The 12,016-nt window shown below is 33.1% G+C and carries 10 protein-coding genes and 1 pseudogene; 4 read left to right on the top strand and 7 right to left on the bottom strand.

All coding sequences use genetic code 11. From position 1 onward, the window contains the following. The first annotated feature begins 52 nt into the window (after window positions 1–52). On the top strand, window positions 53–814 hold the full coding sequence (locus SSOP1_RS06445; RefSeq protein WP_010923253.1) for a hypothetical protein: 762 nt from the start codon (window positions 53–55) through the stop codon (window positions 812–814). Window positions 815–831: 17 nt separating this feature from the next. On the opposite strand, the gene SSOP1_RS06440 is transcribed toward SSOP1_RS06445, so the two are convergent. Continuing rightward, window positions 832–1,446 carry a carbon disulfide hydrolase gene (locus SSOP1_RS06440; RefSeq protein WP_010923252.1) on the bottom strand — a complete coding sequence of 205 codons (615 nt, stop codon included), beginning with the start codon at window positions 1,444–1,446 and terminating at the stop codon, window positions 832–834. 995 nt (window positions 1,447–2,441) lie between these two features. Between SSOP1_RS06440 and SSOP1_RS06435 the strand changes: the two genes are divergently transcribed. The 3 genes and pseudogenes from SSOP1_RS06435 (at window position 2,442) to SSOP1_RS06425 (ending at window position 6,072) form a co-directional block, all read left to right on the top strand. Then, on the top strand, window positions 2,442–2,930 hold the full coding sequence (locus SSOP1_RS06435; protein ID WP_010923251.1) for a hydrogenase maturation protease: 489 nt from the start codon (window positions 2,442–2,444) through the stop codon (window positions 2,928–2,930). A 132-nt stretch (window positions 2,931–3,062) separates the two neighbouring features. Beyond that, window positions 3,063–3,933: pseudogene (locus SSOP1_RS06430) on the top strand (transposase). A gap of 279 nt (window positions 3,934–4,212) precedes the next feature. Further along, window positions 4,213–6,072, top strand: a complete 1,860-nt coding sequence (locus SSOP1_RS06425) for a hypothetical protein (RefSeq protein WP_063492771.1) — start codon at window positions 4,213–4,215, stop codon at window positions 6,070–6,072. Window positions 6,073–6,359: 287 nt separating this feature from the next. Here the strand turns inward: SSOP1_RS06425 and SSOP1_RS06420 are convergent, their stop codons facing one another. From SSOP1_RS06420 to SSOP1_RS06390, 6 genes are all read right to left on the bottom strand, one after another. Next, window positions 6,360–7,106, bottom strand: a complete 747-nt coding sequence (locus tag SSOP1_RS06420; protein WP_063492770.1) for an ABC transporter ATP-binding protein — start codon at window positions 7,104–7,106, stop codon at window positions 6,360–6,362. Continuing rightward, window positions 7,099–7,854 carry an ATP-binding cassette domain-containing protein gene (locus SSOP1_RS16280; protein WP_081225713.1) on the bottom strand — a complete coding sequence of 252 codons (756 nt, stop codon included), beginning with the start codon at window positions 7,852–7,854 and terminating at the stop codon, window positions 7,099–7,101. Before SSOP1_RS16280 ends, SSOP1_RS06420 begins: the two co-directional genes overlap by 8 nt. Window positions 7,855–7,941: 87 nt before the next feature. Further along, complete coding sequence (locus SSOP1_RS06405) at window positions 7,942–8,742, bottom strand: ABC transporter permease (RefSeq protein ID WP_231918223.1); 801 nt, start codon at window positions 8,740–8,742, stop codon at window positions 7,942–7,944. Between the two features lie 7 nt (window positions 8,743–8,749). Next, window positions 8,750–9,646 (bottom strand): ABC transporter permease subunit, encoded by an 897-nt coding sequence (locus SSOP1_RS06400; protein WP_231918220.1) that lies wholly within the window; start codon window positions 9,644–9,646, stop codon window positions 8,750–8,752. Window positions 9,647–9,652: 6 nt separating this feature from the next. Continuing rightward, window positions 9,653–11,413: an ABC transporter substrate-binding protein gene (locus tag SSOP1_RS06395; RefSeq protein WP_063492894.1), complete on the bottom strand. Its 1,761-nt coding sequence runs from the start codon at window positions 11,411–11,413 to the stop codon at window positions 9,653–9,655. A gap of 48 nt (window positions 11,414–11,461) precedes the next feature. Further along, a complete protein-coding gene (locus SSOP1_RS06390; protein WP_063492769.1) occupies window positions 11,462–11,956 on the bottom strand; it encodes a hypothetical protein in 495 nt (164 codons plus the stop codon). Between the last annotated feature and the right edge of the window lie 60 nt (window positions 11,957–12,016).

The following is a 12,016-nucleotide window of genomic DNA, read 5'->3' as shown; positions in this document are numbered from 1 at the left end:
TATTCTTGCGTTTAAAGCAAAGATTAAAGTTTTTAGAACTATATAATACTAAATGCCTTCTGTTTCCATTTGGCTTAGTCCAAAAACCTATAAATATGTTGAGGAGTTAGCTAATTTTCTCACTAAAAAACCTAATAGATTAATTAAAGAGATTATAGAGAATAAAATAGTAATTACTGAGAATATTGAGAGTTATTATAATGTGGTTAAGGGATTATATAAATGGTATTATTATCAAGGAGAGATTTTAGATAATGAGAAATATATAAGAAGAGTTTTGAAAAGGAAAAATGCAGAGGCCATACTAAATATAATAAATCTTCATGATGATATTAGAGTCGTATTCAAAACACTAGGTGTTTTAATGTTAATAGTCTCTTTAAAATCTTATGCAAAAATTCCTGAGGAAAATTTCTCTACATTAAAGCTAATAAAATATGATTTAATGGAAGAGGTTAAGCGTATAAGAATCTATTCTTTGCCATTACTATACTCTAAAATTTTATGGTTAAGATGTGTTGAAAAAATTAGAGAACTTTCCATTTTAAAGACAAAAGATTGGGAGAAGCTTGCATTTACCGCTGCCATATACGCAGTAACGATTTTAGGAGAGGAGACCCCTGATAGCGTTTACTCTCACTATAATCTAAAGGAGTTTGAAAAAGAGTGGAGTGAGTTAATTAAGAGTTCAATTAAGATAATGACTGAGGAGGAGAACATTATACCTAGATGTACTTTGTGTAAAAATATAGTTAATGGATCTAGATGTAGCTGTGGAAATTCAGAAATCTTTTACGATGATTTAAATATATAAAATTTTTAAAAAAAATCTTATTCCTTAACTACAGTTCCATGTTCAAATCTTGATGTTAATTCATAAAGTCTTTGATGAGGTTTTCTCAATTTATGAGTTTCAACTTCATATACGTATGCGCTAATTGTTACATTTTTTGGTATTAATGGGTGATTTTTGAGTATCTCAGCATTCTTTAATGCTATATCATCTGGACTATTTGCGCCTAAGTCTCTAAAGAACTTGAACCATTTGGTGAAATCCTCTGTACTTTGAAGTCTTAATGATGGCAATAGAGGATCTATTTGTAATTCATTAACCTTTACACCTTTGTCTAGGAAATATTTGGCAACCTCGTCTCCAGTAAATCTTATCATTCCACAGTCGGTATGGGTGATAACTATAATTTCCTTAGTACCGAAGAAATTCGTGGTCAAACTAGCTGATCTGATCGCATCATCAGTTACTATACCTCCAGCATTTCTGTAAATGTGGGCATCCTCCGGCCTAATCCCTAAAGCTTCCTCCACGTGAACTCGCTCGTCCATGCAAGTCAATATCCATAGCCTTCTATCATTAGGTATACCCTTTAGTCTTCTTAGACTATAATCCTCTCTCCTTTTTATCTCCTCATCCACGTACTCTGATATCATACTTTCACATGTCTCTTCTCTTTATCCTTATAATTATGCTTATGCTATAGGTAGTATATGATCATATATCATTTAAATTAGCTTTCAAGAATTAAATGTACTTCACAACTAATGAATCATGTATGAAAATGCCTTGTAATTATAATTTTATTATAGATTATTGGGATATAAAAATAAAAATTAGGATATTTAAGGGTTTCGAAATTTTACTTAAGAATAAACGATTAAACTTAACGCCAAACTCAACTACAAGATTTGTAGAGTTTATGGAGCTATCCACTCTCTCGTGTCTATAGAAGCCATAGAGATGACCACTGAAATCTATCCAACGGCAGGAACTATAGATTTCTGAAACGTTGCATATTCATTAGTTGACGTTACATATAATAATATAGCAATCGGATTTTTATTTAAGAATATAAATTTATCATCACCGTTTATTGCACTCCTAACCCCATCACAGTTTCTTAAGGTTTTAAATACTTATAGCACGTTTAGGGGCGTCCACAGTTACGTTAAGGTTTCGGATTTAATGGACAATTTGTACTATAAATGTGAGATATACAAGATCGCATTAAAACTTTCAACAAAATTTAGGGAGTTATTCACCTTAATATGGTTAAGGTGTCTTCGTTCATTATCATTAAGATTTGGTGGAATTGAAGTTAGGGATCGCAATGCAATAGCCAAAGAAATTTAGGATGGCCTTAAGGAGGTTAAGAGTGATTTAGAGAAATTGTTTTTACGTTGCGTTGGAGCTAAGTGAATCCTATAAGGGGTTTATCAAGGATATAGACGTTGATTTTATAACTTATGGTTTACTGGAATCCCACAATTATAATACCAGTTATGAAGATGGATAAACGGCAAAGGATTACTGAGGAAAGTAAGAAAATTAAAGGATTAGATACACTTCGTATTATTAGAAGTTTTGACCCATGTTAGGTATGTGCAGTACATATAATTACTTCCTCTAACAATATAGTGAAATTATTATGAAGGCAATTATAGGTGTTGGAAATAGGCTTATGAAAGATGACGGCTTTGGTTCATGTTTAGCTGAGGTTATAATAAACAAGGTTAAGAATGCTGTAGTTGTTGACTTAGGTTTAGGTAACTTATTAAGTGTTGATTTAGACAAATACGATACTGTAATAATCATAGATGTGGCTAACATTAACGAAGAATACGGAATTTTCAAGATAACATCAACAAGTAAGGGGATACTCGAACAGTCATTACATGAGTTAGGACTTAATACTATTCTAAAATTGTATGAAGATAAACAGTTTTATATTATAGTATGTAAGCCAGAAGAAATCCAGATAGGATACGGTTTATCGAAAGACTGCTTACTTAGGATCGAAAAGTTAATTCCAGAATTTAAAGCCTTTTTGAAGAAGCTGGGAATTGATGCTGATTTTAACGTTATGGATATAATTGAGGAGATTAAGGAGAGGTGCGTCAATACTCTCAATAAGTAATGGGATATGAAAAGTTTATAACAACCTCCTTCTATTTTACTTAGAGGGTTATAAGTATATGCTTTTTGACTGCTTTGTGGATTGCTTCAGAATTGTACAAAAAGTTTATAGATTATTCGTTAAGTATTACCTATGGGAAAGAGTAAGTACAAGAGGGACTGGAGCAAGTACGACGAGAACGTCATAACTAGATATAAGTTGATGTTCCCCCTTCTACGTATTCGAACATTGGTGGGACTTATTAGCAGAGGAGAACAGTAACGCTAGGACAAAGTATAAAGCTCCGAAGGAGTTCAACGAATTCCTAGCATTCTTACACATCTTCCTACCTTGCAATAGAAGGAGTATTAAGAGCCTTAGAACAATTGAAGATCATCCCCACAAGCCTCGAACAATATGGGAGAGAGTGAGGAACATGAACATAACCTTCCCCGAGACAAGTGACGAACTTGAAGTAATTGCAGACGCTACCGGCATCAAACACGGGAGGACAATACATTGTTGCCAAGTGGGGTAAGACTAGGGATTCAAAATTCCTCAAGATCGAGATAGTAATGGACAATAACGAATTCAACGTGGTAAACGCTGAGGTCACTAGCAACGAGGTTGAAAGTGCTGTAAAAACAGTTAAGGATCTTCAAGATAAGGGAAAGAAGTTTTATGGAGATAAGGCATATGACGCCAATGAGGTTTACAAGACCGGAGTTGAGGTTGTAGTTCCTCCCAAGAAGAACGCTTCTACTAAACGCGGCCATCCTGCTAGACGTAAGGCTGTGCGGGAGTTTAGGAAGTTGGGTTATGATCGTTGGAGGGAGGAGAAGGGTTATGGCGTTAGGTGGCGGGTCGAGTCCTTGTTCTCTGCGGTGAAGCGTACTTTTGGGGAATCGGTTAGACAAGTTTTGCTGGGCAAGTAGTTGAGGCTAAGCTCAAGTTCTGGGCTTACGCGTGGATGGTTAACTTGGCGAATTCTGTAGTCGGTAGGGCTCCGGGCATTAGGGTGTAAGCTTGAGAAGAACGTTGAAATAAATATTAATTACTGAAAAAATTAGTGTTATACAATATCGTTTTAATGAGACAAATTGAACGAATCAACAAAGTACCAGAAGGAAAGAAATTTAGAGATTCTCTCATTCCCGTACTAGAATGGGTGAGTATTAAATATGGAGAGAACCTAGTTAAAAATACATGTTGTAAAAATAAAGGAATTAGGTGAGAATTTATAGATGATTTAATCGATAAACTGGAGGAAGAGAGGATTATTAGTATTAAGGATGAAAGTGTTTTGGAGGAATTAATTAGTAGAAAACAAATTGAAAAAGTCTACAGTTTATCTTCCATACCTAATATAGTTCCAAAAAACTCCTTATTAATTCTGAATTTTGAATTAGATGAGAAGACTATAAGCATTCTTAGGAAAATATGTAAACTATCGAATTCTTATATAATTATCCTAACAAGAAGAGAACTACCTACTTTACCAAGAGAAAAACTAATCGAGTTTATATCTTCATATTATATTGATAGACTTCTAAATGATAAAAAATACCTCATATCCAATACAACTATATATAGTACAATGAAAAAATACAATATAAAATTTAATGAAATAATAGATAAAATTCTCTCGGTAATAGATATAGAAAAATTTTTTAGTAAATTTCTAACTAGTTATTTAAATAATGCGATATATTATATGATATTAGATACAATAATAAATAAGAGAGATTTAACTCCAAAATATAATAGCCTAACAAGTAGATTATTGAAAGCAGTAGTTAGCAGTAAATATGATCCAGACTTGATAAGAGAACTAACAAGTAATGTAATTAAAGGAGATCTTAATCCAGAAAAATTAAATTATTTAATTAGTAAAATATATAATGAAATAATTAATAATATGGAATCTTTAAGATGGTTACCCTCGTTGCTTTTATTTCTGAGCCAACAACACCCTACATCAGAGTTAGTAGAAATAGTTAGGAATTTAATTAATTTCAATTATAGATTAAGGCGAGACAGCAGAGTAATTTTAGCACTAACTGCATCTAATTTAGGGAATCCCTTAATATTTGAAGCTTACAATTTGGTTAAACTTATATGTTCGATAAAAAATGATGAATATTGTAATATTGCAAAGTTGTTAATATTCCCCAGAGTGGCACTTTATCTAGCTTTCATGCAAGATTTTAGTAATTCAGCTAAAATATTAAGTGAGATTGAAGGGGAGTTAAAACTAAGTGAATTAAATGATATAAATGAGTTACTTTTCAGTAATTTGCAATATTATGTTATATATTCTAATGGACTAATAAACTACACTAAGGCTTTAATATCGCTCAATGAGGAGAAATTTAATGTAGCCTTAGAGTATATTAGCAAGGCGATCGAATTCTTTAGAAGTATAAATGCGTATAGTGAGGAATTATCGTTAAAATTGTGGAAGTTAAGATTAGAGATTCTAACTGATAAAATAACTGGTTACTCATGTCAATTACTTGCTGAAGTTATAGAGAATATTGATAAAATTCCTCTTGATACTCTATTTAGAATTTTAAGCATAATATACTTATCAAAAAGATATTATGGTGAAGATGTTAAATGTGATATGGAGGAATTAGTAGATATAGCACATCTTTTTACGCCTGGTAATATCTTCAATAAAGTAAACATGGAAGAGTTGATTGACTTTCTTTCTATTTCCCTTCCTAGATCATTTCAAGTAATACATAGACTAGTTGAAGGGAAAGTTTCTCGAGACCAAGCAGCTAATTTATGTAGAGAGCTTGTAGAAGTAGATGACCAAGTGGCTTGCTTTACCTTAATTAATTCAAAGGACATCATCACAACGTTTAAAAAAGTAGTAGTGGATTATTGGGGCCAAGAATTTCATGAGATATTTAGCTCACTAGAAAAAGTATCCGATAATGAAATAGAACTGATTCATAATACAATGCTTTCTTTAAGCCGTATTGGTATGCTTTATTTGATTAAAAAGATTAGTGATAGTGAAGTAAAGGAGAAGCTAGTTGATGTAGAGATTAACAGAAGTAAAAGTAATTTGTTAAGGAATTTATTAATTAAATATAAAGAAAAGGATTATAATGAATCATATCTACTTAAAGCCTATGTATTAATGGTTTAATAGAAAAAAGTAAATCTAAGTAAAGGCAAGACGAGATACTTGTTTTAACTTAATACAAATATTTGATATCATCATCCATTAAAATTATCTTAACATCTTATATAAGATTATCATAAATAATATCATATATACGATTTAATTTGTATAATTTGATATTATTTAACAGATTTTTACATAAGTAATCTGTACTATCCAATTGATTTATTTTAAATTAAGCAATAGTTATCATATTTTCTAATGGGAAATAGTTGAGTTAAATATCCGCTAAAATACTCAGTTCATTTAGCTCAAATTTTTAATCCCTCCATAAGGTTGGCTACATATTCGTCATCTAAATCTCTAAGTTCTATAAGACTCCCTTTGGCTACAAACTTACCCTCTTTCATTATTGCTATCTCATCCACGCATATGAGATCCTTTATGTTATGAGTAATAATGACAAGTGATATCTTAAGGCTTTCTTTAATTCTGCATATAGCTGTAATTATCTCCTTTCTATGAATGCTATCTACCATAGAGGTAGGCTCATCTAAAATCAATATTCTTGGATTTAACATGAGAGCTCTTGCAATAACAACTCTTTGTCTCTCGCCTCCTGAGAGTTGCCAAACCTTTCTATTTAATACTTGATTTATGTCTAGGAGATCGAGAATCCACTTGACCTCCTTCGGATCTTTGTTAATATGATTTATCTTAACACCTTCCATGATTGCTTCAATTGTCTCAAATTCTGGATCTATAGTATCATATGGGTCTTGTAGTACTAATTGCACGGATCTTCTAAGCTCCTTAAACTCTTGACCTCTAAGTTTCCAGACATCTTTACCTCTGAACATTACGTAGCCCATAGTAGGTTTTACAACTCTCCCAATGACCTTTGCTAATGTTGACTTACCACTACCCGATCTTCCTAAAATTCCTACAGCTTCTTTTTCATCTATACTAAAGTTCACATTATCTAAAGCTCTAATCTCTCCAGATGTGGTATGGTATACTACACTCACGTCCTTTAACTTAATTAAAGGCTCATTCAACCGTCATGCTTCCCTCCACAAGATTTTTAGTAATATTACTCTTAGGCATTTTAATTAGCTCTTGCATCTTACCATACTCTATGACTTTCCCTTTATAGAGAATTATAGCATAGTCCGCTACTAATTTAGCAAACATTAAATCATGAGTTATCAGTAGCATGCCTAATTCCTTTGACTTTACCATCTCCTTGAAAATATGCGCAATAGACCTCTGAGTTATTACATCAAGAGAAGCCGTAGGTTCATCAGCTATAATGTATTCTGGATTAAATAGTAGTGATATTGCAATTAAGACTCGTTGGAGTTGTCCTCCCGAGAGCATATATGGATATCTTTCTAATATTCTAGGCTCTAAATCTACCATTAGGAGCAACTCTCTAATCTTATTCTCTTCAAATCCCATATTTCTATTTCTATAAAGTTTCTTTATTGTATCTGAAATTTTTAACATTGGATTTAAGTATACCTTAGACGATCCTTGAGGTATATAGGAGATCTTCTTTAACCTAAGTTCTCTCATACTCTTGTCTTGCAACGATAATATGTTAAGGTTGTCTAAATAAACCTCCCCCGAGACTTTAGCTATAGGAGGAAGAATCCTTAAGATCGCCTTAGCAACTGTTGACTTACCACTTCCAGAGGGACCTATTAGTGCAACTATTGAGCCCCTTTCTAATCTCATGTTAAACTCTTCGACAGCAACATATTCTCCATAGGCTATCCTAAGCCTCCTAACCTCTATAGGCATGTTATATTACCACCTCTTAATAATGGATTGTTCTGTTATTTCAAATTTTCCCTTTTTTATTTCGATACATTTATACCACCCTATCTACTACCAAAAAATCCTAAGCATCTCAGATGTATATGTAGCCCTATATCTCCTCTCCTCAAAACTAATCGCTATCAATAGAAACGCTATGGCAAGTAAGATTAAGCAAATAGTAGGAGGTATTACCCAGTAGAGCCATTCCCCATTATAAATGACAATTGGATTGTCGAACGCATTTCTAATCATATATCCCCAACTGGGCGTCGTGACATCTCCAATACCTAAAAACGCTAAACCAGCCTGTATACCTATTGCTCTTATGGCTAGCCATGCGTATTGGGAGACCAACAGTTGAGATGTTTTTCTTAATAGGTACCTCCTCATTATATAAAGACTTCCCCCTCCCAGAATCGTTGCGGACTTTACATATCCACTTTCAAGGAGCTGCTTAAAGGTAGGTCTTAATATTCTAAAAGGAGCAGACCATAGAAGTAACGAAAGTACTATAAGAGCTATCCAGTTATTAGGTGGGAGTAAAAAAGATAGTACTATAAATAAGGGATATTTAGGGATCGCTATGAAAAAGTTCGTTATGTCATTCATAATTCTCTCGGCTTTAATATTAAATATACTGAAGAGTGCGAAAATTGCAATAGATATACTTAACGCAGGAGTTAATATACCGAACTGAAGGGCTGTTCCAGCACTTCTTAACAAGTAAGCTAGTAGATCTCTACCAGCATTATCTGTACCAAGTGGATGGCGTATACTAGGTTTCTCAAAGGGTTTATATATAGGAGCTGTGGTTATTGTGAGGCCAATCATGTAGAGAGCTAAAAAGAATATTAAAGTGAATATTGACACTAAAATCTTACCTCTGAGTTTCATATATATCTTGCCTCCAATCATATCTAGAGCTTATTAAATCTGACATCGTGTTAGAGAGTATAGCAATAATTGACAATATTAAAAAGCATCCAGAAGCTAGTGGATAGTCAGACTTCTCAAGTGCGGTAAACATCATATATCCTATACCAGGGTAATTAAACACTGTTTCTACGAAAACGAGAACAGGAACAACAGTAGCAATAGAATATGCTATTGATATATAAACTAGAGGCAGACTCATCCTTATTAGTTCTCTAGCGATCTCCCTACCTTTAAACCCTAAAGAGAGGTAATATTCCACGAGATCTGACGCTTCTGAGAGAATATGAACCATATTTCTCCGCATAAATACGTATACGAAGGTGACTTGAAACAAAGTTAAAAGGGCAATCATTGAGAATATATTTGAAGGTAAATATAGGAAGAATATAATAGCTAGCAGAACTTCTGGTATCGCCATAAGACTTATGATAAGGTAATCCACAATCCTATCACGCCTTGTCCCCATATATTTTATTGTATATATTACTAGAAAGAACACTAGAAACGTTGAGAATACTGTTGATGGCAGTATGATCAATAAAGATTTCATAAGTGCCTTAAAAACAATATGAGATACTGGAGTACTGTAAAAAATAGAGATTCCCATGTTACCACTAAATAGATTCACCAGAAATATAAGAGCACCTTGTAGGGGACTAACATCGAACCCATAGTATTTGGAAAGGGCTTCTACGACGCTTGGAGAACTATACTCATAGTATGACAGAATAATATATACACTTGTTGAAGATCTCGCAAGAATATAATTAAGGATAGCTATAGAAATGATCATGATAAACAGTTTAATAATTATTTGTAATAGCTGTAAGAATTTCAAAACTCATCATCTCTTAAAGATATACCTCCAAGCTATAAAACCTATAATAACGATAACTACTCCTATAATTGGAACAATTAGGGATAAAGAAGGTGATTGCGAGGTACTTGGTATAGCTGTAGTTCCTTTTGTCGTTAGAGTTGTAGTATTTGTCATTGATTGTTGACCTTCAATTAAGACCAGTTTATTTAATATCCAAGGTGGACCATACTCATATTTAGGATCAAAGAACCAACCAGCAATTCCTACCTCACTATTATAGACCCAATAGAATTTAGGCCAGAATAGAACTATTATTGGGACATCATTTGCAACTATAGCTTGAAATTCATTTAGAAGTTTTATCCTCTCATTATAGCTTGATAAGAAGGCTTTTGACTCAATACCTAATAACTTGGTTGAGTTATACCCTGGGACATAGTGAACACTTCCCTTCACGTTAAAACTCCACTGGTATGGTGAAAGTAGCCCTCCATAAATATTGATCATAATTTCAAAATTACCCTCACTCAAGATTTGAGTTCTTAAATTAGATGGTATGCTTTTAATCGTTACCCCAATTCCAACGTTCTCTAAATCGTGTGCGACAATAAGACTTATCGTTTCAGCAATTGGGTCATCTGGCACTGTAAGAGTAACAAATAATTGATTGCCATTTTTATCAAGTAATTTTCCATTTATATATTTATAGCCCAGAGATTCTAGTATTGAAATAGCTTTATCAAGGCTGTAATTATAACTATAACTATCATTGTAATAAGGGGAATATGGAGGCACTATATTAGGACCGACACTAGTCCAACCTGCAGCTGCTTTACCAAGCTTCTCGTAAATAGCAGTGTAATTTATAGCATATGCTATGGCCTTTCTAAAGTCTGTCATGTTAAATGGGTACTTATTAAGGTTAAACACTAATACGTAAGCTAACCCTGCTCCAAACTCGGTATAGTTAAACATAGGATTTCCTAATAACGGTTTAGCATCGTAATAACTACTGAACAATGCTACATCTACTTCACCCATCATCATATATTCGATTAGCTGGGTTGTTGGAACAACTTTTAGGATGAGAGTTTGAACAATTGGCTTACCTAAAAAATAGTTATCATTAGCTGTAAATACGTATTCCACTCCCGGTTCGTATTTCACTAATTTATACGGCCCAGTACCAATATACGCTTCTGCCTCCGTGAAGCTCCTAGGATTACTTACATTCTCCCATATATGTTTTGGTATTATAAACATGTTTGTAAATATCTTCATTAATACAACATCGGTAGGAATTGTTGTGTTAAATGTGATCTCCACAGTGTAGTTATTTATTGCCTTTACGCTCTTAACCAAATTGATCCATTGATTAACCCACCAAATAGGTATAATGTTATTATTAACATACTTAGTATAGTTAATGGAGAATACTACATCCTCGGCTGTTAGTGGCTTTCCATCTTGCCACATAACTCCCTTTCTCAACTTTATGATCCATGTAGTACTATTAAGCTGATTCCAACTTTCAGCTAATAGTGGAACAATCCCATTTTTACTATACCAAGCGAGCGTGTCAAACATTAATGTTAAAACTGGAAATATGGGTCCAAATGGATATCCTGTGAAAGGTTGCGGAGGCCCCACGTCTGACCAAGCTATAACATATTCTTGTATATTATTAGCGTGAACTATTAGGCTAGTAGAAGTTGAGATAATTGATAATGAAAATATTATGATAAAAATTATTGAAAGATATGACCTAAACTCGTATTTATCCATATACATTCCTCCTTTCTTTGTAATTTAGGAAAAATTTTAAAAAGGGAACTATTTTTTAACTTTAATAGGAACTAGTTTCTTTAAAATATTTGTAGCTCCTATTACAATAGCGGAGACTCCTCCAAATATATGTTCAAATATTACATGGACAAAAAGACCTCCAGTGAAAAATAGTCCCACAGAATATGCAGGTTCTAGCAAATTCCCAAATAGCATACCTCTAGTTAAGATTGGAATTACGTCGAAAAATCCCATGAGAACTAATACAATTCTTAATATTATCCATTCTGGTTTTTTCCATTGGTTTACATAAGATGTAAACAATCTAGGTAAAATTCCTATCAAGAGTAATATTATCCCTATAATACCCCAAGATAATTGGATAAGATAAAACGGAATGGATACTGTAGGTCCACTCATCATTCCCCCCATCATCATTGTTCTTCCCATCATCAAGTAGCTGCTTATTAATGAATATATCGTAGAGTATATTAATATTACTCCAACTATACCGAATATTCCCCTTACTACCTTATCTAACATAATATATCAACTATATTTGTAGATACTCATATATATAAATACCAACTATATCGAGATATA

The organism is Saccharolobus solfataricus (genome assembly GCF_900079115.1).
GTDB lineage: Archaea > Thermoproteota > Thermoprotei_A > Sulfolobales > Sulfolobaceae > Saccharolobus > Saccharolobus solfataricus.
This window is presented reverse-complemented; position numbering and strand designations above follow the sequence as displayed.

Coding starts and splice junctions, on each gene's coding strand:
- SSOP1_RS06395 (WP_063492894.1), bottom strand. CDS start 11,413: ATGGATAAATACGAGTTTAGGTCATATCTTTCAATAATTTTTATCATA.
- SSOP1_RS06445 (WP_010923253.1), top strand. CDS start 53: ATGCCTTCTGTTTCCATTTGGCTTAGTCCAAAAACCTATAAATATGTT.
- SSOP1_RS06435 (WP_010923251.1), top strand. CDS start 2,442: ATGAAGGCAATTATAGGTGTTGGAAATAGGCTTATGAAAGATGACGGC.
- SSOP1_RS16280 (WP_081225713.1), bottom strand. CDS start 7,854: ATGCCTATAGAGGTTAGGAGGCTTAGGATAGCCTATGGAGAATATGTT.
- SSOP1_RS06440 (WP_010923252.1), bottom strand. CDS start 1,446: ATGATATCAGAGTACGTGGATGAGGAGATAAAAAGGAGAGAGGATTAT.
- SSOP1_RS06390 (WP_063492769.1), bottom strand. CDS start 11,956: ATGTTAGATAAGGTAGTAAGGGGAATATTCGGTATAGTTGGAGTAATA.